At 41.5% G+C, this 24,679-nt stretch carries 19 protein-coding genes, 1 tRNA gene and 1 rRNA gene; 9 read left to right on the top strand and 12 right to left on the bottom strand.

Annotated features, from left to right (window positions below; all coding sequences use genetic code 11):
* The 5 genes from ACWU4D_RS12495 to ACWU4D_RS12475 form a co-directional block, all read right to left on the bottom strand.
* Positions 1–66, bottom strand: a 16S ribosomal RNA gene (locus tag ACWU4D_RS12495); the annotation flags it as partial.
* 572 nt (positions 67–638) lie between these two features.
* A complete protein-coding gene (cowN, locus tag ACWU4D_RS12490) occupies positions 639–941 on the bottom strand; it encodes a N(2)-fixation sustaining protein CowN (protein ID WP_456051763.1) in 303 nt (100 codons plus the stop codon).
* Positions 942–1,029: 88 nt separating this feature from the next.
* Positions 1,030–1,668: a Crp/Fnr family transcriptional regulator gene (locus tag ACWU4D_RS12485; RefSeq protein WP_456051762.1), complete on the bottom strand. Its 639-nt coding sequence runs from the start codon at positions 1,666–1,668 to the stop codon at positions 1,030–1,032.
* Positions 1,669–1,879: 211 nt separating this feature from the next.
* A complete protein-coding gene (locus ACWU4D_RS12480; RefSeq protein ID WP_456051761.1) occupies positions 1,880–3,730 on the bottom strand; it encodes an acyltransferase family protein in 1,851 nt (616 codons plus the stop codon).
* A 175-nt stretch (positions 3,731–3,905) separates the two neighbouring features.
* A tRNA-Leu gene (locus ACWU4D_RS12475) sits at positions 3,906–3,990 on the bottom strand.
* A 194-nt stretch (positions 3,991–4,184) separates the two neighbouring features.
* Here ACWU4D_RS12475 and ACWU4D_RS12470 point away from each other — a divergent pair.
* Positions 4,185–4,709: an RDD family protein gene (locus tag ACWU4D_RS12470; RefSeq protein WP_456051760.1), complete on the top strand. Its 525-nt coding sequence runs from the start codon at positions 4,185–4,187 to the stop codon at positions 4,707–4,709.
* Here ACWU4D_RS12470 and lptG read toward each other — a convergent pair.
* Together lptG and lptF are read right to left on the bottom strand one after the other, a co-directional pair.
* Positions 4,706–5,776, bottom strand: a complete 1,071-nt coding sequence (lptG, locus tag ACWU4D_RS12465) for an LPS export ABC transporter permease LptG (protein WP_456051759.1) — start codon at positions 5,774–5,776, stop codon at positions 4,706–4,708. The two genes, ACWU4D_RS12470 and lptG, sit on opposite strands and share 4 nt — an antisense overlap.
* 3 nt (positions 5,777–5,779) lie before the next feature.
* Positions 5,780–6,880 (bottom strand): LPS export ABC transporter permease LptF, encoded by a 1,101-nt coding sequence (gene lptF, locus ACWU4D_RS12460; protein WP_456051758.1) that lies wholly within the window; start codon positions 6,878–6,880, stop codon positions 5,780–5,782.
* A 176-nt stretch (positions 6,881–7,056) separates the two neighbouring features.
* Here lptF and pepA point away from each other — a divergent pair, with 176 nt between their 5' ends.
* The 3 genes from pepA to ACWU4D_RS12445 all read left to right on the top strand — a co-directional run bounded on the left by pepA (position 7,057) and on the right by ACWU4D_RS12445 (position 12,088).
* Positions 7,057–8,571, top strand: a complete 1,515-nt coding sequence (gene pepA, locus ACWU4D_RS12455; RefSeq protein ID WP_456051757.1) for a leucyl aminopeptidase — start codon at positions 7,057–7,059, stop codon at positions 8,569–8,571.
* 74 nt (positions 8,572–8,645) lie between these two features.
* The gene (locus tag ACWU4D_RS12450) at positions 8,646–9,095 is read left to right on the top strand and encodes a DNA polymerase III subunit chi (protein WP_456051756.1); all 450 of its coding nucleotides are present in this window, start codon (positions 8,646–8,648) and stop codon (positions 9,093–9,095) included.
* Positions 9,096–9,226: 131 nt separating this feature from the next.
* Positions 9,227–12,088: a valine--tRNA ligase gene (locus ACWU4D_RS12445; RefSeq protein ID WP_456051755.1), complete on the top strand. Its 2,862-nt coding sequence runs from the start codon at positions 9,227–9,229 to the stop codon at positions 12,086–12,088.
* A gap of 204 nt (positions 12,089–12,292) precedes the next feature.
* On the opposite strand, the gene ACWU4D_RS12440 is transcribed toward ACWU4D_RS12445, so the two are convergent.
* From ACWU4D_RS12440 to rapA, 4 genes are all read right to left on the bottom strand, one after another.
* Entirely contained in the window at positions 12,293–13,648 is a 1,356-nt protein-coding gene (locus ACWU4D_RS12440) for a hypothetical protein (RefSeq protein WP_456051754.1), read from the bottom strand.
* A gap of 337 nt (positions 13,649–13,985) precedes the next feature.
* Positions 13,986–14,948: a D-2-hydroxyacid dehydrogenase gene (locus ACWU4D_RS12435; RefSeq protein ID WP_456051753.1), complete on the bottom strand. Its 963-nt coding sequence runs from the start codon at positions 14,946–14,948 to the stop codon at positions 13,986–13,988.
* 20 nt (positions 14,949–14,968) lie between these two features.
* Positions 14,969–15,706 (bottom strand): bifunctional tRNA pseudouridine(32) synthase/23S rRNA pseudouridine(746) synthase RluA, encoded by a 738-nt coding sequence (gene rluA, locus ACWU4D_RS12430; protein ID WP_456051752.1) that lies wholly within the window; start codon positions 15,704–15,706, stop codon positions 14,969–14,971.
* A 153-nt stretch (positions 15,707–15,859) separates the two neighbouring features.
* Positions 15,860–18,754, bottom strand: coding sequence for an RNA polymerase-associated protein RapA (rapA, locus tag ACWU4D_RS12425; RefSeq protein WP_456051751.1), 2,895 nt, complete (start codon positions 18,752–18,754; stop codon positions 15,860–15,862).
* A gap of 414 nt (positions 18,755–19,168) precedes the next feature.
* On the opposite strand from rapA, the gene ACWU4D_RS12420 reads away from it, so the two are divergent.
* The 5 genes from ACWU4D_RS12420 to ACWU4D_RS12400 all read left to right on the top strand — a co-directional run bounded on the left by ACWU4D_RS12420 (position 19,169) and on the right by ACWU4D_RS12400 (position 23,865).
* The gene (locus tag ACWU4D_RS12420) at positions 19,169–20,530 is read left to right on the top strand and encodes a PhoH family protein (RefSeq protein ID WP_456051750.1); all 1,362 of its coding nucleotides are present in this window, start codon (positions 19,169–19,171) and stop codon (positions 20,528–20,530) included.
* 140 nt (positions 20,531–20,670) lie between these two features.
* Entirely contained in the window at positions 20,671–21,675 is a 1,005-nt protein-coding gene (gene argF / locus ACWU4D_RS12415; RefSeq protein ID WP_456051749.1) for an ornithine carbamoyltransferase, read from the top strand.
* Between the two features lie 248 nt (positions 21,676–21,923).
* Positions 21,924–22,853, top strand: a complete 930-nt coding sequence (pyrB, locus tag ACWU4D_RS12410) for an aspartate carbamoyltransferase (protein WP_456051748.1) — start codon at positions 21,924–21,926, stop codon at positions 22,851–22,853.
* A gap of 15 nt (positions 22,854–22,868) precedes the next feature.
* The gene (pyrI, locus tag ACWU4D_RS12405) at positions 22,869–23,333 is read left to right on the top strand and encodes an aspartate carbamoyltransferase regulatory subunit (RefSeq protein WP_456051747.1); all 465 of its coding nucleotides are present in this window, start codon (positions 22,869–22,871) and stop codon (positions 23,331–23,333) included.
* 142 nt (positions 23,334–23,475) lie between these two features.
* On the top strand, positions 23,476–23,865 hold the full coding sequence (locus ACWU4D_RS12400) for a RidA family protein (protein ID WP_456051746.1): 390 nt from the start codon (positions 23,476–23,478) through the stop codon (positions 23,863–23,865).
* A gap of 71 nt (positions 23,866–23,936) precedes the next feature.
* Here the strand turns inward: ACWU4D_RS12400 and ACWU4D_RS12395 are convergent, their stop codons facing one another.
* Positions 23,937–24,662 carry a 1-acylglycerol-3-phosphate O-acyltransferase gene (locus tag ACWU4D_RS12395; RefSeq protein ID WP_456051745.1) on the bottom strand — a complete coding sequence of 242 codons (726 nt, stop codon included), beginning with the start codon at positions 24,660–24,662 and terminating at the stop codon, positions 23,937–23,939.
* Positions 24,663–24,679 lie beyond the last annotated feature (17 nt).

Below are 24,679 nucleotides of genomic sequence, written 5' to 3'. Positions count from 1 at the left end.
CTCGACTTGCATGTGTTAAGCCTGCCGCCAGCGTTCAATCTGAGCCATGATCAAACTCTTCAATTTAAGATATTTGTTCGGCTCAATGAATACTGACTTTAAATCACGTTGTGATTTAAAGTTATTACCATTGTTCCTTTTCATATAGAAAGGAGAATGGTAATGAATTGACTGTGCCAAGTAGATTTTATTGCTAAAACTTACTTGATGGTCACTCAGTTCATTGAAACCTAAGTTACTTCTAAGAAGTAAAATTGATTATCATCAACGAGTGCCCACACAGATTGATAGGTCTAAATTGTTAAAGAGCGTTCTTCGTGACTCATCACTGAAGAGGCGGCTATTCTAGCGAGATAATTCTTAGTGTCAAACACTTTTTAGAATTTTCTTTTTTTGCTTTCAAGCCTTGTTGAAACTTGCTTCTCCGCCTTGGCGGGCTGCCGTGTCAACGAGAGCGCATTATAGAGATACGCTTCACTTTAGCAAGCATAAAATCACGAAAAATCCGATAAACTTTACCGTTCGAACAAAGAAACAGCACTTCGTACTTTATACGTATTTATCACCCATAAAATTACAGCTTATACACAAAAACCTGTGGATAAGTTATCTAGCGAAACAAACATATCGCTAGATAACTAGAAACAGTCTCGTTCCAGCTCATCCAATAAATCTAGCCCTTTCTCATCTTGGTGCTCTTCTAAAAAATCACGAATATAATAAACATTACTATGAAGTAAATACTGAGCATCTATAGTGGGCCCGCTACCAGACCTCATAAGTAACGCTTTTTCCTTAAACTGTAACCAGAATGCATTTGCTCCTGGTTTTTCTATTAAGAATAGAATCCGGTCGAGCATTTCATCATTCTTTTCTTGGTCTTTATCTTGATATGTTTTGGTTTCAAATAAGCTCGATGTTCTGAAGTCAACATTCGACATAAGGCACTCCTTTGCATTCAATTAAACTGGTTTCAGTTTATTCAATGAATTTAGTCGTGTCTGTCAGCTAGCTGACAGTTGAATTAATTCATTGATTTGCTATCCGCTCGAGCCTCAAAGGTTGATAAACCAAAAAACGCCCTCTACCCGCTCGTTTAATAACTAACTCTTTTTCCAATTCGGAAATTAAACTAGATAGAGTCTGTCTTGAGGTTCCAATTACTTGGGATAATTGTTCAATAGTTAAAGGGAGTGTAACGATGACATCTTCACCTTGGCGTAATGGCGGTGGAATTTGCCCCATTAGAAACCCTGAAAACCTAGCTTTCACATCGCGAAAAGCCAAATTTTCTATTGTATCGATACATCCAGATAACGTAGTTGAAAGAACCCTAGTCATCGCCCCCATCAATTGAGGGTGTTGATCCAAACGCTGAGAAAATAACTGCAAATCACAAGTTTTGACTTCGCAATCATCAATGGCTTCAACAAATGCGCGCGTATGAGTACAATAGATATCACCGGCATTTAGCAACGCTAGTGTGAAAACTTTATCCCCGTAAGATAAAAAAACCTTTAGCCTTCCTTTCACAATATAAAAGACACGGTTATTACTATCTTTAGGGTAACTTAACATCTCGCCACTACTTAAAATACGAGTTCGAAAATCAACTAATAAACTATCGAGTTGATCATCCAAGCTAAGAGCATGATTAGAGCATTTCATTGTCACTACCTTTCACAATGCTACTCACCTTATAAGTGAACGACAGAATAAAAACGTAATAGTGCAAACACTAGGCCAATTGTAACTTATTGATATTTGGGATTGCTTTTGATAATTGTCAGGTAGTGGACAAACACAAGAGGGTTGTTTGAAGGGAAACGGTTAAAAACAATGTAGGTGTAAAAATACACCTACATTGTTTCAAATAGTCTTATTTCATTATTTCTGGTAATACATAGTGCTCAGCAATATATGTTGATGCTTCAACCGTTAAATGACCATAGTCAAACGTTAATAAGCTATCTCCAATTTTAGCCCTACATTTGATCTCACCAGATTCATCGGTAGTGCATAATTTATCGAGCATATTGATAAAAATAAAATTATGATTCTCTTTCTCTAGCTCGACCATATGATCGTTACTCTCTATTAGATTATAACTAAAAGTAGGATCTGAAATATACTCTTCACCCATATGTCTTTTTACATAGACCAGAGGTAAAGAAGGACGCCATTGCGGGAATGGGCCAATAACAATAACTTTAGGGACGCCCATTTCATTGAGTTTTACAATCGTTTCTTCCCAATCTATCTTTTCATGTCGGTAAGAAGTACCCAATATAACGACATCTGGCTTGTTCTTTAAAATAACGTCATGTGCCAGATCATTTGAGTAGTCGCATCCCACATCACTGCGATCGATACCGCCTCGCTTCATAATAAAAGAAGGCGCACATCCAGATGAAGCAAGTTGGCTAAATGGTATATCTTTAGGCAGCCCTAATCGTAAACCAGTAGACAATGCCCCCATGTGAGAGTCTCCCCATAGGAAAATCCCTCCGGTTTGTTTACTAACACAATGCTCATTCACATTTGGGCTATCTGAATGAAGTAGTTGCCAAGAAGCATTACACTGATCAAACAACCCAGTCGGGTCCATGTTGTAATCTGCGTAAGAACTTAAGAATTGATTACCAGCATCTTGCGATTTTTCTCGTATATCGAAATGACCGTGACTCATATAGACCAGTAAAGCCACTCCGGTCGTAACAGTCCACAAAATAGCGGTGTATTTTAATTTAAAGCGCTTTTCAATGAACACATTTGACAAGATACCAAATACAACAGATAACCCAATAAACAAAACAGCATATAGAAAGCTGTATGTCAGATAAACATACATGTATACAACAAATGGCCAATGCCATAAGTAAATAGAATAAGACCAAGTACCCAATTTCTGAAGTACGACATTTCCAGTTACTGCACTGTCATTACGTTGTGCTTGAATTATAAAAAATGTCCCTAAAACCGGTATAAGCGCTAAGTAACCAGGCCAAGGATTATCTTTTGAAATAAACATACAAGAGCTAACAATGAGCCCTATCCCAACCCACTCTAACACTTTTTTATGTTGTTCTTTTAAAGTTATCGGATACAAGTAACCCAACGCACCCATCATAATTTCCCAAGAACGAGTGGGTAAAAAATAGTACGAAGCATCAGCGTATTTTATTGTCGCAACCACACATAAAATGAAGGCAAGTATAGTGCCGATCAAAATAGTTAACTTCATTGCAGAAAAAGACATGAACTTCTTCATCACAACAAGCATGAGTGGATAAATGATATAAAACTGCCACTCAACCGATAGTGACCAACTATGAAGGAGCCACTTTTCATGAGCTAAAGCGGCAAAATAACCCGACTCACTCCAATAGGTGATGTTAGAAATGAAAATTAAAGACGAGAGAACATGCTTTGATATGGTGTCAAATGTGACATCCAGCTCATAGAACCAACCAAAAATAAGTAAGGTGATACAAAGAACCGATAGAACTGGAATGATTCGATTAGCGCGCGCGGCGTAAAATCTGAAAATAGAGAAGGTGTCTTGCTCAATGCCACGAAATATTATCCCGGTCATTAAAAAACCAGAGATAACAAAAAACACGTCTACCCCAGCGAAACCGCCAGGAATCCAAGCACCATTAAAATGAAACAGAACAACCGCGATTACTGCGATGCCCCTTAACCCATTAATATCCTGTCTAAATTGCAAAGTCACATTCTCAATCAATTAAAAGTATGGTGACTATGACGTAAGAAGACCTAACTACTGACAAATTATGAGTAATTTTCAAACAGCTAAGAGTAAAAAAACAGTCAGAAGAAAATAAATGCGGACAGTAGAAAGAAAAACGTCATGCCATAATTAGGACGGTTTCTCTAAATAATGGTACCACTGGGCGGACTTGAACCGCCACGCCCGAAGGCAACGGATTTTGAATCCGTCATGTCTACCAATTTCATCACAGTGGCACAATAGGGTAATTCCCTTTAGTGAGCAGCATTATACGTAAGAAATTTCACTACGCAATACCAAAAAAAACAAATTAGACTGTTTGACGATAATTTCGCCAGCTAATAAGATTTCCCTTTGCCCCTCGCTTTAAACTCACACCGATTGAGGGTATTCTCTCGATCAAAGCTTAATTACGGATGTAGAAACTCTCATGGCGAAATCAAGACGGAAAAGAAAATCGATCACGAAAAATGTACACATCAACGAAGCTAAGAATAACATTCCAAAAAATGCAGGTTTTTTTCTAAGGCTTGCGGCTTGGTTTTACGATTTTATGATCATTATCGCGGTCTTAATATTAGCGGCAGGAGTGCTGGTGTCGATTAGTGAAGCGCTAATAAAGGCAGGTTACGTACGCTTCGAGAACTATATCGATACCGCAGATTTTCTAACAAGCCACCCGATTGCGTTCCCTTTATTCTCTATCTATTTGTCTTTTATCTGTATCGGATTTTTTGTTCTCTTTTGGTGTCGAGGACAAACTCTGGGAATGCGAGCATGGAGCTTAGTCATGGTGGATGAACAAGGTGGGTTAATCACTAAAAAGCAAGCCATCATTCGCTTTTTCACCTCTGCATTCGGCATAGCTAACCTTGGTGCTCTCTTTCATCCTCAACGACGTGGATTTCATGATATATGGGCAAAAACCCACGTTATTGAAAGAAGAAAGCGCTAGAGTTTCCGTCTTAATAGTGCGATAGCAAGAACTAGAAAAACCAAACTAGGAGCTATCGCGCCAAAGATAGGCGAGAAACCGTAAACCATACTCATGGGGCCAAAAAGCTCACTTGAGATATAAAAACCAAAGCCCGAAAGAACACCCGTTACAACCCGGGTTCCCATCGTTACACTTCTTAAGGGACCGAATACAAAAGACAATGCCATCAACATCATGACCGCGATTGAAAATGGTTGTGAAATTTTGCGCCAAAATGCCAATTCATAACGCGAAGCGTCTTGCTCTGATATTTTTAGATAATCAACATAATCATACAAACCACTTAAAGATAGCTCTTCAGGCTTAATGCTTACCGCAGCCAACTTATCCGGCTCAATGGAGGTGTGCCAAACATAGCTGGCCTGATCGTATTTTTTAATCTCAACTTCATCTTTAAATTCAGTGAACTTCGCTCTATCCATCACCCATTGGCTGCCACCTAAATAGCTAACCTTTTCGGAAAAAATCATCTGCTTTAGTTCTTTATCTTCGTCAAAGCGCCAAATATTCACCGCGTAAAGAACATCATTCTCTACTTTGCCTATAAAAACAAAGTCATCGACATCTCTTGCCCAGACTCCAGAGTTCACCGACAACAACTTACCGCCGTAAATCGATATAGAGCGCATATCACGAGCATATTTTTGAGCTTGTGGTGCTCCCCACTGCCCCAGTAAAACAATAACAATCATAAGTGGGATAGCGGTTTTTAATACGGACAAACCGATATCCAATTTAGAGAAGCCCGATGCTTGCATAACAACAAGTTCTGAGCTTGATGCTAATGCGCCTAACCCAATTAATGCACCTAGTAACGCCGCCATAGGGAAAAAGACTTCAAGATCTCGAGGCAGGCTCAATAATACGTAAAGTATTGCCTTAAGCATGTCGTAACTGCCTTGCCCAACTTTCCTAAGTTGCTCAACGTATTTAATAATGCCTGATAAGCCTAAAAAGGTAACCAGTACAAGAGATGTCGTCGCAATGATCGTTCGACCAATGTACCAATCAAGTAACTTAAACATCGATTACGCCACCTTCTTTTTAATAAATAGCTGTTTCAACCGAAGTGCAAATTTTGTATCTGCTGCGTTCACTATCAACCCTGCCAATAATAATCCACCGTGTACTGGCCATAAGCCAATATCACTAGAAATACTGCCGCTTTCTATTGCTGACTTTCCAGCACTCAAAGCTAGGAAATAAGTCAAACATGCCAAAATAGCGGGACCAAGTTTAGCGAAACGTCCCTGACGCGGGTTTACGGCAGAAAGGGGAACCGCAAATAGAGTCAGCAAGGGAACACATATGACTAATGCCAATCGCCAATGAAACTCTGCTTGAGCTTTAGTCGACTCCAAGTTCATCAGATCTAGGGTTGGCATTTGACGCCAAGACGCTTTCTTATCTGGAGCCTGTGTTTGGCCAATTAAACCGTCATACTGCTTATAATCGGAGATCATATATTGAACGCTTGTTGGAACTCCTTCATACCGAGTTCCATCATAAAGAGTAATGATCTGTCGACCATCACTCAATTGCTTCACATCCCCACTATCGGCAAACATCACACTTGGAAGTACTGAATCTTTAGGCGTAATTTGGGCAACAAACACATTTTGAAATTGCTTATTATCAATAGAATCGATAAATATAACCGAAGAACCGTCTGGTGTGGTTTGAAAACGACCTTGCTGCAACAGATCAACACTATTTTCATGAACTAATTGGTTTTTAACTTGGGATTCTTGGTTTTCACTCCATGGCGACAACCAAAGTGAATTAAAACCAGCAAGAATCATCGTAATTAATGCCAAATAGAACGACGACCGAATCAAAAAGCGATTTCCAATCCCCGTGGCTTTCATTACGGTAATTTCGCTTTCCGCATACAAGCGGCCAAAAGTGATCAATATGCCGAGAAAAAGACTAAGTGGCAGCATCAACACGGCCATGCTCGGCATATTAAGCGCAACGAGTGTCAAAATTAACCGTGCTGGAATTTCACCATCGGAAGCACTGGCTAATATGGTAATGAATTTTTGGCTTAGGAAGACCATAAACAATATAAAAAATATTGCCAATTGGCTCTTCACTGTTTCTTTTATTAAATATCTAACAATTATCACGCGGAAATTACCTATACAAAACTTGTATTTTTAATCGAATCACTATAATTTCTGGTTGAAACAATTATTTTTTAAAACTTTGCGTTCAAATGTTCAGCTTAGCAGACTGAATAAGTATAGTAGAAACGCATTATCTATTATTTAGTTCTAAATGTCTTCACGATGTAGGAGTACGCATGGAGTTCAGTGTAAAAAGTGGCAGTCCCGAAAAGCAACGCAGTGCTTGTATTGTTGTGGGTGTATTCGAACCTCGACGTCTTTCTCCCGTGGCAGAACAACTAGATAAGATTAGCGATGGCTATATAAGTTCACTGCTTCGCCGCGGAGATTTAGAAGGTAAACCCGGTCAGATGCTGTTATTGCATCAAGTACCCGGCGTATTATCTGAACGAGTTCTACTGGTTGGCTGCGGCAAAGAGCGCGAGTTAGGCGAACGCCAATACAAAGAAATCATCCAAAAAACCATCAGTACGTTAAATGAAACGGGTTCAATGGAAGCGGTTTGTTTCTTAACAGAATTACACGTGAAAGGAAGAGACACTTACTGGAAAGTTCGCCAGGCGGTTGAAGCAACCAAAGATGGACTCTATACATTTGATCAATTTAAAAGTATTAAACCTGAAACTCGTCGTCCATTAAGAAAGTTAGTTTTCAATGTTCCAACGCGTCGAGAGCTTAATCAAGGGGAAAAAGCCATTTCTCATGGTTTAGCCATCTCATCGGGTGTTAAAGCATGTAAAGATTTGGGGAACATGCCTCCGAATATCGCCAACCCTGCATACCTAGCTTCTCAAGCTCGTCGCTTAGCGGATGATTACGACTCTGTCAGCACCAAAATAATTGGTGAAGAAGAGATGGGTAAACTCGGTATGACTTCATACCTTGCCGTTGGACGTGGTTCAAAGAATGAATCGATGATGTCTGTTATCGAATACAAAGGGCATTCAGATCCAAATGCGAAGCCAATTGTATTGATTGGTAAAGGTCTTACGTTTGATTCAGGCGGTATTTCATTGAAACCAGGGGCTGGTATGGATGAAATGAAGTATGACATGTGTGGCGCAGCATCTGTTTTTGGCACGATGAAAGCCATTGCTAAACTTGGATTGCCTCTAAATATCACAGGTGTTTTAGCTGGATGTGAAAACATGCCAGGAAGCCAAGCTTACCGTCCAGGTGATATTTTAACCACAATGTCTGGAAAGACCGTTGAAGTATTAAATACCGATGCAGAAGGTCGTTTAGTTCTTTGTGACGCATTAACGTATGTTGAACGATTTGAACCCGAATGTGTAATCGACGTCGCGACATTAACCGGTGCGTGTATTATCGCGTTAGGCCATCATATCAGCGCAGTAATGTCGAATCACAATCCCCTTGCTCATGAAATTATTAACGCTTCAGAGCAAGCGAGTGATCGTGCATGGCGCTTACCAATGAGCGAAGAGCATCACGAACAACTTAAGAGCCCATTTGCTGATATGGCAAATATTGGTGGTCGTCCTGCGGGATCGATAACTGCGGGTTGTTTCCTATCTAAGTTTGCCAAGAAATATAACTGGGCTCACTTAGATATCGCAGGGACAGCTTGGCGCTCTTCTGGTCCAAAAGGATCGACCGGACGCCCAGTGTCGTTGCTGGTTCAGTTTTTATTGAACCGTAGCGCTCTCGATAGCGAAAGCAATCAGTAATCATTGAGGGCCGCAAGGCCCTTAATTTGTTTAGCACTCTCAACCCACGCAAATAACATACTCTCTAGATCATCATGAAAAATGCGACCTTCTATCTCATTCAGCCCAACACGCCGCAAGCAACGGTCGCTGGATTAGGTCTCTATGTTGTGTTTCTAGGACATCACTTTACCAAGCAAGGTGCCAAAGTGTACGTTCATTGTGATGATCGGCAGGCGGCAGAAGCATTAGCGGAAGTATTTTGGCAAGCACCGGCCGACAATTATGTTGCTCATAACCTCGTCGGCGAAGGGCCTAAATATGGCACGCCTATTGAGATTGGTTTTGAGGGAATTCGTCCATCATGGAACCGACAAATCGTAATAAATTGCTCGAACAAACAAGCAACCTTTGCCGATCGCTTTACAGAGGTGATAGACTTCGTTCCTTGCGAAGAAAATGCTAAACAACTCGCACGAGAAAGATATAAAATTTATCGTCACGCTGGATTCAATATCGACACATTAGATATCCAGCATTCGTAGTCAGACATTATAGTTGAAGCAATCTAAGCCGTTCCATCCATACCTTTCTCAATAAGGTTATGTGGATAGAGGCTTAACCTATAACGTTTGACACCAAGATTAACTTACTACAGTACCTACTTAAAAACGCCATGGAAAAGACTTACAACCCAACATCAATTGAACAAGCTTTATATCAAGCTTGGGAAGAAAAAGGCTACTTTAAGCCACACGGTGACACTTCAAAAGATGCATACAGCATCATGATTCCACCACCGAACGTTACTGGTAGCTTGCATATGGGCCACGCCTTCCAAGACACCATCATGGATACGCTTATCCGCGCGCAACGTATGAAGGGAAAAAACACCCTTTGGCAAGTAGGTACTGACCACGCAGGTATCGCGACTCAAATGGTCGTCGAGCGTAAAATTGCAGCCGAAGAAGGTAAAACAAAACACGACTACGGCCGTGAAGCGTTTATCGATAAAATTTGGGATTGGAAAGCAGAATCCGGTGGCACCATCACCAAACAGCTTCGTCGTTTAGGCGCATCTGTCGATTGGGATCGTGAACGTTTCACTATGGATGATGGCTTATCAGCTGCGACTCAAGAAGTGTTTGTTCGTCTCTACGAAGAAGACCTTATCTACCGTGGTAAACGTCTGGTTAACTGGGATCCTAAACTGCATACTGCGATTTCAGATCTAGAAGTCGAAAACAAAGATAAAAAAGGGTTCATGTGGCACCTTCGCTACCCATTGGCAAACGGTGCAACCACGGCCGATGGCAAAGACTACTTAGTCGTTGCAACCACTCGTCCAGAAACCGTCCTTGGCGATACTGGTGTTGCGGTAAACCCAGAAGATCCTCGTTATAAAGATCTGATTGGTAAAGAGATTCTACTTCCTGTCGTAAATCGCTTAATTCCTATCGTTAGCGATGAACACGCCGATATGGAAAAAGGCACTGGTTGTGTGAAAATCACGCCAGCTCATGACTTTAACGATTACGAAGTCGGTAAGCGTCACCAATTACCAATGATCAACATCCTAACCTTCAACGCTGATATTCGTGAGACTGCTGAAGTCTTCACAACTAACGGCGAAGAAAGCGATGTTTATTCTGCTGAGCTTCCAGCGAAATTCCGTGGTATGGAACGTTTCGCAGCGCGTAAAGCACTTGTTGCTGAATTTGAAGAACTCGGACTACTAGAAGAAGTAAAAGATCACGACTTAACGGTACCTTATGGGGATCGTGGTGGCGTGATTATCGAACCAATGCTAACCGACCAATGGTACGTACGTACTGCTCCGTTAGCAGAGCCCGCAGTCAAAGCCGTTGAAGACGGTCAGATTCAGTTCGTTCCTAAGCAATATGAAAACATGTACTTTGCGTGGATGCGTGATGTACAAGATTGGTGTATTTCTCGTCAGCTTTGGTGGGGACACAGAATCCCGGCATGGTACGACAATGACGGCAAAGTGTACGTTGGTCGCACCGAAGAAGAAGTGCGTGAAAAGAACAATCTAGCGCCAGTGGTTGTGTTACGCCAAGACGACGATGTACTTGATACTTGGTTCTCTTCAGCGCTTTGGACATTCGGTACTCAGGGTTGGCCAGAAAATACTGACGCACTGAAAACCTTCCACCCATCAGATGTGTTGGTATCCGGTTTTGATATCATCTTCTTCTGGGTTGCTCGTATGATCATGATGACCATGCACTTCTGTAAAGATGAAGATGGCAATGCTCAAGTGCCATTTAAAACCGTTTACATGACAGGTCTTATTCGTGATGAAAATGGCGACAAGATGTCGAAATCAAAAGGGAATGTACTTGACCCAATTGATATGATTGACGGTATCGGTCTTGAAGAGTTAGTTGAGAAGCGTTGTGGTAACATGATGCAGCCTAAACTGGCCGCTAAGATCGAGAAAAACACGCGTAAAACGTTCGAAGATGGCATTGAGCCATACGGAACCGATGCACTTCGTTTCACCCTAGCTGCCATGGCTTCAACTGGTCGTGACATTAACTGGGACATGAAGCGCCTCGAAGGCTATCGTAACTTCTGTAATAAGCTATGGAATGCGAGCCGCTACGTTCTTATGAACACCGAAGAGCAGAATTGTGGTTTTGCCGCTGGAGCAGAACTTGAGTTCTCGCTTGCCGATAAATGGATTGAATCTCAGTTTGAACTGGCTGCCCGTGATTTCAACAATCACTTAGACAATTATCGTCTCGATATGGCTGCCAATACTTTGTATGAGTTCATTTGGAACCAATTCTGTGACTGGTATCTAGAGCTTACTAAGCCGGTATTGTGGAAAGGCAGTGAAGCTCAGCAACGAGCAACGCGTCAAACTCTGATTACCGTACTTGAGAAGACCTTACGTTTGGCACACCCAATCTTGCCATACATCACCGAGACAATCTGGCAAAGTGTTAAGCCGTTGGTTGAAGGTGTTGAAGGCGACACGATTATGCATCAGCCATTGCCTCAGTATGATGAAGCTAACGTCCATCAGGAAGCGTTAGATGACATCGAATGGGTGAAAGCGTTTATTTCGAGCATTCGTAACCTTCGTGCCGAATACGATATCAACCCAGGTAAACCGCTTGAAGTGATGTTGAAGTCAGCTTCTGATGTGGATACTGCTCGCGTAGAAGCAAACAGCGCAGTATTGGTGTCTTTAGCGAAGCTTGAGAGCATTCGAATTCTTACGGCTGGAGAAGAAACCCCGGCGTGTGCAACGGCATTGGTGGGTAAATCAGAAATGATGATCCCAATGGCAGGCTTAATCGATAAAGATGCTGAGTTGGATCGCCTTGCTAAAGAAGTAGCTAAAACTCAAGGTGAAATCAAACGCATCGAAGGTAAGCTTAATAACCAAGGGTTTGTCGCAAAAGCACCAGAAGCTGTGGTTGCGAAAGAACGCGAAAAACTTGATGGCTATAAAGAAACCTTAGTGAAACTGGAAGAACAAAAAGCAACGATAGCCGCGCTTTAGTTAACCCCTCATTAATACGCAAAAAGGGTCGATAATTCGACCCTTTTTTGTGCTTGAATTCTATGCAAATTAACAATATTGAAGGTGAGAGTGTTAATACCTGAGTACGAAGCCCTTACCCTCTTTGTGGCTTGTTTTTGGTCAGAAACGTATTGAATAAAAAATAAAATGAGTATTTTTTAAATCGTTTTGTCTCAACTTGCTTTATTTTTGTTGAGTTATTTTTTCCTTTTCTTTTCTCACGTGGTTAATTAGTGAGAGTTTAGGTTGGAACAGCTCGGGAACTTGTTGAAACGGAAGAAAGTATATCTTAGGGATTAATGGTTCGAGGATTTTTTCTATTTCTTCATATAGCTCTATTCGTTCTTTATGAGAATCTGGATTTAGAATCATACTTCTATAAAATAGTGCGTCCGCAACCAAAAATTGGCATTCAGGATTAGTTGATTCACTATATAGCTCTATCAACTTGTCGGCAGTTTCTTTTGCTTCTTCCTTTAGATTATTAGTTCTACTCAGAACTTTTATTTTAGCACTTAGAGTTCTAGCAAGTAATTCTTGTTCCTCAGGATCTACAGATTGATGATAGTCATGGAAGACTTTATCAATCGGCCCAACTAGCATTTTCGACAAATCTTCACTTACATCAATGTTTTCAATGGTATTTTTTTCACTCATGGCTTGAATCTGAAATATCGTAGCATAGGCAACTTGCTTCATTATTCTAGTGTTAGATGAGCGACTGAATAACGTTAATACCTCACTGAATGCTTCGATCGCTTTTTCTAAATTTTTGTATTGAGGATTTGTTATAAATATTAGGCCTTTTCTAATTAATGCCATTGCAACATAGTCTTGTATCTCGGGTTCAGAGAAGTGTTTAAATTTAGACACTAAATCATCATACGTAGAAATTTCGGTATTGATGCTTTTCTGTTTAGAATACTCGGTTGCATCTTCAAACTGCCTCATAGCTATTAATTGATTACTTTGACTTGAAAGCTTACTATTAAGCTCTCGAAAGTCATTTTCTATCTTGCTTGTAAGTTTATTTCGAGCCTCTTCAAATCTGCTTTTTTCTTCTTCAATAAATCGCTTACCTTCTTCATCAAAATATTTATTTGCTTCGGATTTCGCTTCAGCAATAGCTCGTTCTTTAGCTGACCAACCTAAGAAAATTGCGGCAATAGTAACTATTAACCCTAGGATCCCTAGAAAGAATCCAGTCGAATTCATGTAGAAAGAGAGGTCAGATATTCTATTATTTAGGTTAGAAAATTCCCGATCACGATTGACTGAGTGATAAGACGACATCTCTGTCAGCTTAAATACTTTTTCATCTAAACTTTTAATTTTTAGTTCATTCTCATTTGAAGTTTCAGCAATGACTTGTAATTTGCTAAACTCCAACTGTCTATCGTTGTTGGATACTTTGATAAAATGACTATCTTCATCTTCGCTTGACAATGTTCCTTCAGCGCTGAGATGTGTAGAAAAGCTTAAAGCTGAAATCACTAAAAAAATAGTTGTAGATAAAAGAAATCGATTTGAAGAAAACATTTAAACCCCTTTTTATATTTCAACTTTATCTCTTGAAAAATTTGAATGGTACTAATTTTCACATCTTCTTTTGACTGTAAATGTAATCCACATCTATATCATCATATTGTCTACTTTCTGATAAAACTTGCAAAAAATTAAAAATCAAAAGCTTATGTCAACTATCAATTTGCAGTAGCCATTTTTTATTATGGACATAGCTTGGTTGTTGTAGGAACTATATTTGGGACCAAAAAGGAGTCACAACAATTAAGAATTTAACTTTCTCGATATTGGTCAATCTTGAGCAGCGATTCTCACCTTGCTGTGCACTACCAAACCGAATAGTTGCTTTGTTTTACACCACTCGATTCTGTTCTCCACCGTTCAAATACACCTCGATATTATCAATCAATATATTGGCGAGCTTTTGGATCGCACTATCACTTCCCCATGCGACATGAGGTGTTAATAATAAATTCGGCATATCGATATTCGCCAGCAACGGGTTAGTTTCATCTGCCGGCTCTTGGGTAAACACATCAACACCCGCCGCTGCGATACTCCCTTGCTTTAACGCCTTAACTAAATCGGATTCATCAACCAAACCACCGCGGCCGGTGTTAATTAAAATCGCTGAGCGCTTCATCTTCTCAAGTTCAGGTTCCGCTATTAGATTTTCCGTTTCTTTGCTCAGCGGACAGTGCAACGAAATCACATCGGCTTGGCATAATAACTCTTCAAAAGGTACGAACCCTTCTCGGCATTCGGCTTTCCCTTTACGCTCGGCAAAAATAACCTTCATCCCAATGGCACGCGCTAGCGTTGCCGTCGCTTGGCCTAATACACCAGAGCCGATAATCCCGAGCGTCGACCCTGCAACATCACCAATACTATGAGTGAAAAAACAGAACTGTTTGTTGCGCTGCCATTCACCATTTTCAATATCTCGATGATAGCCAAAAAGGTTGCGGCGCAGTGCGTAAATCATTCCAATTACATGCTCTGGGACAGACTGGGCGGCATAACCTTGAATATTCGTCACGGCGATATCACGCTCACGACAACAGTCTAAATCGACATTATTTACGCCCGTTGCCGACACCGCGATCAATTTCAGCTTGGGTAGTCGCTCTAATATATCTCGGTCTAAATGCACTTTATTGGTAATGATAACGTCGGCATCTTTTACTCGATCATACAACTCATCGCTTGAGGTGCTTTCATACTCTACCCATTGATGATCACATTGTAGCTTCGGTAAGGTTATTTGAACCGGAATGGTTGAACGATCGACAAAAACGATGGTTGAAAATGTCATACTTTCCTCTTTTGAGCCGGTTATGGTCGTGGCAAGGTTTTATAATCTGGAAGTGTCGGTAAAGGCTGAAAATATTCCACGATAACGGAATGCGCTTGAGTAAAAAAATCACAAGGTATAAAAAGCGTATTCACCTGATTCGTTTCAGGATGGTAATAACTTAATTCAGCCGCATGCAGATGTAAACGAGATGAATGCGCTTGTGCCTCGTCATGAGCATAAAACTCATCACCCACAATCGGGTGACCAATCGCCAACATATGAACACGCAGTTGATGAGAACGACCGGTAATAGGAAATAACCGCACTAATGTAGTTTTTTCCCTACGCTCAACCACTTGATAATGAGTTTGTGACGGCTTGCCTGTTTCGTGACATACCATCTGCCGTGGTCGATTTGGCCAATCACAGATTAGCGGTAAATCCACCTCTCCTTGGTCTTGTTCCAGCGTACCCCACACTTCGGCAAGATACACTTTATGCGTCAAACGATACTGGAACTGCTTTTTAATCGCACTTTCCGCAGCTTTGCTTTTTGCTAATAGCATTATGCCTGAAGTCGACATATCCAATCGATGCACAACCTGAATCTCTGGGTAGATCTCCACCAACCGACTCCACATACTGTCATAGTGTTGTGGCTCTCTGCCGGGTACAGAAAGCAGCCCTGAAGGTTTGTTCACCGCGAGTAAATATTCATCTTCAAAGACGATATCCACCCAAGGTTGCGTTGGAGGGGAGTAATTGAGCATTGCCATTATGGCTTCTCCAGAATCAATAATGTCGCGATTATATCAGTCGTAACCCAATCACTAAATGATGATGTTTATCAAAAAGAAAAAAGGGGCATACCCTATGGTACGCCCCTTTGTATTTACTCTCGGTGATAGTAAACCGGAAAACTGTGTGCGTTAATTATGCGCGACAACAATCACTCGTAAGGAATCGAGCTGGAATTGAGCTTGGCTGATGTAGCCATCAAGTTCGCTCATCTGCTGCTCTAGAACGGTTAATTCATCTTCACGAATCGTTGGATTGACCGCTTTAAGTGCTTGTAGTCGCTCCAATTCATTATTAAGTGAATTCTTCATCTCTTTATTCGCCGCTTCTCGAACTTGAATAACTTTGTTCTCGACAACCGCTTCGCCACCTTGAATAAGCTTCACTATTTCAGACTGAACAGAAGAAGCTAACTTAGATGATAACTGGCGGTTAACTGGGCTAAGTTGGCGATGAAAACTTTCAAACTCCACCTGATCAGAGAGATCATTCCCATTGCTATCGAGCATCACTCGAATTGGTGTCTTCGGTAAGAAGCGTCCAATACCACTGCGTTTCGGCGCTTGAGCATCAACAACGTAAATTAACTCAAGCAACAAGGTTCCAACAGGTAGAGCCTTATTTTTTAAGATCGAAACCGCAGACGTTCCCACCCCTTCGGTCATCAGTAAATCGATGCCACCTTCAATCATTGGGTGTTCCCAACTGATGAAATTCATATCTTCGCGTGATAATGCCGTTGTACGATCAAACGTGATGGTTGCTCCTTCATACGGCAATCCCGGATAACTCGGGACCAACATATGTTCGGATGGCGTCACGACTAAAGCTTGACTGCCTTTATCGTCTTGATTCAGCCCGATGGTATCGAATAAGCCCAATGCAAATGACACCAGTTCAGTGTCACCATCAGAAGCAGCAATTGCTTCAACAATATTTGCTGCTTGCTCACCACCATTTGAATGCATCTCTAATAAGCGATCGCGACCTTGTTCCATCTCCAACTTCAATACCTGATTGAGCTTACTCGATTCATCGATCAGTTCACTCAAACCCGTTTCGTCTGATTTAGCCAACAAGTGATTTAGATCAGATTCAAATCGGTCAAATACTGTGCGTCCTGCTGGGCAAGTATCTTCAAATGCATTTAAGCCATGATGGAACCAACGCGCCAATATCTCTTGTGCGCCACCTTCAAGGTAAGGCACATGTATATCAACATCTCGAGTTTGACCGATTCGATCTAAGCGACCAATTCGTTGTTCAAGTAAGTCTGGATTCATCGGCAAGTCGAACATAACTAGCTGATTAGCAAATTGGAAGTTTCGACCTTCTGACCCAATTTCACTACAGATCAAAACTTGTGCGCCACCTTCATCTTGAGCAAAGTAAGCTGCCGCTTTATCGCGTTCAATAATCGACATACCTTCGTGGAATACCGTCGCTCGAATCCCTTCTCGCTCGCGTAAGGCTTGTTCAAGTTGTAGAGCTGTCTGAGCTCCCGCAGCAATCACGAGTATTTTCTCACTGCGCTTTGATTTTACTTTTTCTAGCAACCAATCGACGCGCGGATCAAAGTTCCACCAACAAGAAGATTCACCTTCATATTGTTGAAATAACGCTTCTGGGAATAGACGTTGCCCCACTTCTACATCACCAAACATCCCTGCCACTTTCATTGAGTTTTCATATTCACTCGGCATTAGCATTGGTAATAAGAACACATTTCGTTTTGGAAACCCTTTAATGGCAGCGCGAGTATTACGGAACAGGACTCGGCCAGTACCATGACGATCCATTAGGTTAGAAATTAACTCATATCGAGCATCGGCTTTCTCTTCTTCACTGCCATGACTTTCTATCGAGCGGAACAGTGGCTCAACATCTTGCTCAGAAAGCAGCTCAGTAATACTGTTTTTCTCTTCATTGCTAAGCTTATTTCCTGCCATCAAAGCACTAACGGCATCGGCGACCGGTTCATATTGTGCTTCTTCATCAACAAAGCTTTGATAATCGTAAAAACGATCGGGATCGAGCAAGCGTAAACGCGCAAAGTGTCCTTCACGGCCCAGTTGTTCAGGAGTGGCCGTCAATAGCAATACGCCTGCTGTTTTTTGCGCTAAGCCCTCAACCATCTGATATTCATAACTTGGCGAATCGACGCTCCACTCTAAGTGATGCGCTTCATCCACCACCATTAAATCCCAGCTTGCAGCCAGAGCTTGTTCAAATCGTTCTGGATGGTTCTTCAAAAAACCTAATGAACACAATACAAACTGTTGCGATTCAAATGGGTTACTTGATTCATTTTCAGCTTCAACGCAACGCTCTTCATCAAAAATAGAAAAGTAGAGGTTAAAACGACGCATCATCTCAACTAACCATTGATGCTGTAGCGTTTCAGGGACAATGATTAAGACTCGCTCAGCACGAGAGGTGAGTATTTGTTGATGAATGATCATCCCAGCTTCGATGGTTTTACCAAGGCCAACTTCATCAGCAAGCAGGACTCTTGGCGCATAACGACGGCCAACTTCATGAGCAATGTGCAATTGATGGGGAATCAAACCCGCACGCATACCACACAATCCACGTAATGGACTTTTTTGTTGGAGGTGTTGATTACGCAACGCTCGATAACGCAACGCAAAGTTATCCATCCGATCAATCTGCCCAGCGAATAACTTATCTTGAGGCTTGTTGAAGCGAATCTGATGACTCAGGAAAATTTCCCGCAGTTCAACATTCGCCTCTTCGGTATCTTCTCGCGTCCCGATATACGTGAGAACACCGTCGCTTTCAGTAACGTGATCCACCAAAAGTGCCCAGCCGTGTTGGCAGTCAATCACATCACCGGCACTAAAAACAACGCGAGTAATCGGTGCACTATTACGCGAATAAACTCGATTTTCTTCACATGCTGAAAACATTAATGTCACTGTACGCTCATCGACGGCGACAACAGTCCCTAAACCTAGGTCATTCTCAGTGTCACTAATCCAACGTTGCCCAACAGTAAAAGTCATCGCTTGACCACCTTGCTACTTATAAATTTCAAAAAATTGTTATGGTGTCGAAACCAAAGCCCGTTTAATTATGGCTCGAATTGAGACTCCATACAGAAAAGGTCGCTAATCTTACTTGAACACGTGATAGAGGTCACGTGAATGTGACGGAATTAATTTCAATCTCTCAGAGACATAAAAATGTAAAATAAACATGTCATTGATAACTAAGATACAAGGTGTTTACGCTCAATATAAAAAGCATTTCATGTGCGAATTGGCATAAACCATGCTAAGTTTTAAAGTAGTAAGACAATGAGTATCAAAATAGCTTTGCAGTCAGTCATGAGACATCTGGGAGCACCTAACACTCAATGACTCTGTTTGACGCAAGCTCTTCCTTAATCTGAAGCCATTATTGGCAAGGAGACGCTTATGGGCGATACCGAACGGAAACTGTTTGTACTAGACACCAACATCCTCCTTCACGAACCTTTTGCCATCTACTCCTTTAAAGAACACGACGTCATTATTCCTATGACAGTCCTCGAAGAACTTGACCGAATCAAAGACAGTAAGCGCGATGTAGCTCGAGACGCCCGAGTTGCCATTCGTGCCATGGAAGATATTTTCAAAGATGTCACACCTGAAGAAATATCAGCAGGTATCCAATTAAATGACGGCACCATCTCTATTTTCTCTGATTATGAGCTCGACGACAGCGTAAAAGCGTTCGCAGATAAAGCCGGAGACAATCGAATTCTTAACGCTGTACTTCATTTACAAAATATTCACTCCCCACGAGATGTCGTCTTAGTGACGAAAGACATCAATATGAGATTGCGCGCTAAAGGTGCAGGCGTGCGCTATGTTGAGGATTATCGTAGCGATCAGCTGATCGATGACATCCAATATCTCACGAAAGGCTTCCAACAGCGTCCCGGAGAATTTTGGAACTCTGTCACAAATGTTGAAAGTAAAAGCTTAGCTGGAAAAACCTACCATGTTTTGGACAGAGAACCTTTCGACCCAACATTTATCAATCAATATGTCATTGACGAAGAAAGTGACTTTGCCGCTCGCGTTACTGAAATCGATAGCGATAAAATCACATTAAAAGACATGAGCCGTGAAAGAATGATGCACCGCCGAGCTTGGGATATCACACCTAAAAATGTATACCAAGCGATGGCGATGGACGCACTTCTCGACCCGGATATCGACCTAGTCATCCTAACGGGCGCTGCGGGTAGCGGAAAAACGTTATTGGCAATGGCAGCAGCCCTAGAGCAGACCATTGAGAAGAAGATGTTTGATAAAGTGATCGTCACTCGTAATACTCCGGATATTGGCGAATCTATCGGTTTCCTACCTGGCACAGAAGAAGAGAAGATGATGCCATGGCTAGCCGCAGTAACAGACACTCTTGAAGCATTGCATAAAAACGACCATTGCACGGAAGGATCCATGCGATATATTTGTGACAAAGCCAATATTCAATTTAAATCGATCAACTTTATGCGCGGACGTTCTATTCAAAACGCGTTTGTTTTGCTCGATGAATGTCAAAACCTTACCGCCTCTCAAATCAAGACCATCATTACTCGCTGTGGAGAAGGAACAAAAATAGTCTGTTCGGGTAATCTAGCCCAAATCGATTCTCACTATCTAACGCCAGTCACATCTGGACTCACTTACATGGTTGAGCGCTTCAAAAACTTTGAAGGAAGTGCCAACATTCACCTCAATGGCGTCGTCCGAAGTCGCCTTGCTGAATTCGCCGAAGAGAATATGTAAGCAAAAAGTGCGAGGTATTATGTTATACCTCGCACTTTTATGAAAATATTTATTCACATTTATCGGTGATTTATGCTTTACTACTCAATCTTATTTTTATTCTAACTTTTATGTTAACTTTTGATTCTAGGTAACAAGATATGGCTTTCAATTTACGTAACCGTAACTTTCTCAAACTTCTTGATTTTACGCCGAAGGAGATTCAATTTTTATTGGATTTGGCTGCCGATCTAAAAAAAGCAAAGTACGCCGGTACGGAACAAAAGAAACTGTTAGGTAAAAATATTGCACTCATTTTTGAAAAGTCATCAACTCGTACGCGCTGTGCATTTGAAGTGGCGGCTCATGATCAGGGAGCTCAAGTCTCTTATCTTGGTCCATCAGGTTCACAAATTGGCCATAAAGAATCCATGAAAGACACCGCTCGTGTATTGGGTCGCATGTACGATGGTATCGAATATCGTGGCTATGGTCAGAGCATTGTTGAAGAACTTGGTGAGTTTGCAGGCGTGCCAGTCTGGAACGGATTGACCGATGAGTTCCACCCAACTCAAATACTGGCTGATTTTCTGACGATCCTAGAACACAGCCGAGGCAAAGCCCTTCATGAAGTAAAACTTGCCTACCTAGGTGATGCTCGTAACAACATGGGCAACTCTTTAATGGTAGGTGCTGCGAAAATGGGCTTAGATATTCGCCTTATCGCACCAAAAGCATTTTGGCCTGAAGAAGAATTAGTCGCGCAATGCCAAGCCATCGCAGAAACAACTGGCGCAACCATTACACTGACAGAAGATGTCGCTCAAGGTGTGAAAGGGTGTGATTTCCTTTATACCGATGTATGGGTATCCATGGGTGAAGCGGCAGAAGCATGGGATGAACGTGTTGCTCTGATGACACCATACCAAATCAATATGGATGTGATTAAGCAGACTGGAAATCCAAAAGTTAAGTTTATGCACTGCTTGCCTGCGTTCCATAATGATGAAACCACATTAGGTAAAGAGATCGCAGACAAATACGGGATGAAAGGCTTAGAAGTTACTGAAGAAGTGTTTGAATCCGCTCACTCCATCGTCTTCGATGAAGCGGAAAACCGGATGCATACAATCAAAGCTATTATGGTTGCGACACTTGGTGCCTAAAAGCAGATAAATAGCTTGCAGAAAAAGCGAAGCGCAATCGCTTGCGCTGTTCACTGTAAGGCGTATAATTCCCAGCAATTTGTCAAAGGGGAACAACATGAGCGTCAACATTGTAGTAATACGGCAATGGCATCATGGTAAGCAATTCATCTTACCGGGTGAGCTAGTTTCCCTAAAATAATAGATTTTAAGCCTCCCTTGGTTGGGGGGCTTTTTTATGACTGTCAGAAACGATAGGGAAGATGAACATGGCGAATTCGCTCTACAAAAAGCACATCATTTCAATTTCAGAACTGACTCGCGAAGAGTTGGAATTGATTGTAGAAACAGCGGGAAAACTAAAAGCTAAGCAGATGCCAGAGCTAATAAAAGATAAGGTCATCGCAAGTTGCTTTTTTGAACCTTCTACACGGACCCGTTTATCCTTTGAAACGGCTATTCAGCGTATTGGTGGCAATGTTATCGGGTTTGATAATGATGGAAACACCTCATTAGCAAAAAAAGGGGAAACACTTGCCGATTCAGTTCAAGTCATCTCTTCATACGTTGATGCGTTTGTTATGCGTCATCCTCAAGAAGGTGCAGCTCGTTTAGCATCAGAATTTTCCAATGGAACTCCGGTCATCAATGCTGGCGACGGTGCCAACCAACACCCGACACAGACGTTGCTTGATCTCTTCTCTATCGCCGAAACTCAAGAGCGTTTAGATAACCTCAATGTCGCGTTTATTGGTGACTTAAAATATGGCCGCACCGTGCATTCATTAACACAAGCGTTGGCCAAGTTCAGTAATGTTAAATTCTTCTTCGTTGCACCTGAAGCGCTCGCCATGCCAGATTATATTCTTGAAGAATTAAACGAGGCTGGCATTCAATACAGCACCCACACGGAAATAGAAGAAGTTATCCCTGAATTGGATGTTCTCTATATGACTCGAGTTCAAAAAGAGCGCTTTGACGAGTCAGAATATGCGCACATTAAGTCGGCCTACATTCTACGAGCTTCACACCTAACCAACGCTCGAAGCAATATGAAAGTCCTTCACCCACTTCCTCGAGTCGATGAAATTACAGTAGATGTTGATAAAACACCGCATGCCTATTTCTTCCAACAGGCCGAAAATGGTGTTTATGCTCGTGAAGCCTTATTAGCCCTTGTGTTAAACGAAACACTGTAGTCGAGGAGAAAAGAGATGAATAAAGAAACTCAATTGCAGGTAGAAGCAATCAAAAACGGCACGGTTATCGACCATATTCCTGCTCATATTGGCATCAAGGTTTTAAAGCTGTTTGACATGCATAATTCACAGCAGCGTGTCACGATTGGCTTAAACCTTCCATCGTCAGCGTTGGGTGCGAAAGATTTGCTCAAGATTGAAAATGTGTTTATCAATGAAAGCCAAGCAAACAAGCTAGCACTTTACGCTCCGAATGCAACGGTCAACCAAATCGAAAACTATGAAGTGGTGAAGAAGTTGGCTTTGTCGCTTCCAGAACAAGTGAACAATGTCTTTGCTTGCCCGAACAGCAACTGTATTTCACACAACGAACCAGTTGAAACAAGCTTTAATGTTATCGAGAACAAAGAGATTATTCGCCTCAAATGCAAATACTGTGAAAAAGTATTTTCTCGTGAGATTGTTACCGAGCGTGATTAATTTTGTTCACCAGTTAGATTTTTAACCGGTTGATTAAATTGTAATAATAAACAAATAGATATGCACAGACTCTTTACCAATTTAAAGAATAAGAGCAAACTGATAAGTCTTATATTTACTGTAGAAAATGGAAATAACAACAATGACTAAAGTACTTCACACAGAATCCGCGCCAGCCGCTATTGGTCCTTACGTTCAAGGTGTTGATCTGGGAAATATGGTAATGACTTCAGGTCAAATCCCTGTAAACCCAGTCACCGGTGAGGTTTCTGCTGATATCGCTGTCCAAGCTCGTCAGTCCTTAGATAACGTAAAAGCGGTAGTAGAATCTTCTGGCCTAACAGTTTCAGACATCGTAAAAATGACGGTATTTGTTAAAGACTTAAACGACTTTGCAACCGTAAACGAGGCTTATGGCAAGTTCTTTGATGAGCACAAGGTTGCGAACTACCCTGCTCGCTCATGTGTCGAAGTTGCTCGTTTACCTAAAGATGTCGGTATCGAAATCGAAGCAATTGCGGTTAGAAAGTAATTAGATCGCTCGAATAACAAAAAAGGCTGAAGATCACTCTTCAGCCTTTTTTCAATTTTTAGCTTCGTAAACTACTGTTCATTACGTTGCGCGACTTCTTCATCAAGTTCGGCTAATTTCTCTTTCATAATATTTCGACAATGAGTCGCTAGCTTACGCACATTCTCACGCTCATACTGCGAAATATCAACGGGATCAAGAATTTCCACGATCACGTGTCCATTATTCCATTTGTTAAACTTTAGGTGACCCGTTGAGCTACAAACAATCGGAATGATAGGAAACTGAGCACCAATGGCAGTATGAAACGCGCCGGTTTTAAACGGCAATAACCCTCGTCCTCGTGAACGTGTTCCTTCAGGAAACATCCAGATAGACACCGCACTCTCTTTCATTGACTTGATAACCTGATCGATAGTGCCTTTCGCTTTGGCTTTATTTTCACGATCGATCAGAATGTTTCCAGTAATCCAATAAATTTGACCGAAAAGAGGCATCCAAACCAAACTCTTCTTTCCTACTGTAACCACATTAGGTGTTACTGCTCCTGATACGGTAAATAAATCCCAGTTATTTTGGTGGTTTGCGATATATACGTGCTGACCTCGCTCTAAAGCTCCTTCAGGCATTCTCAGTTCAAGCTTAATCCCCAATACCGGAGCCATTTTGCTAAATAGACGACCGATGATGTAAACATTTTTAGGATTTCGAGGACTAAATAAGCAATAGATACAACCGAATACGAACAATAAAGTTCCTAACACAGCAACCATTATTAGTCGAAATAGAGCAACCATATTGTTCTCCAACAATC

The organism is Vibrio phycocola (genome assembly GCF_053850235.1).
Note: the sequence above shows the minus strand (reverse complement) of the source record. Positions and strands in the feature narration are given on the sequence as shown.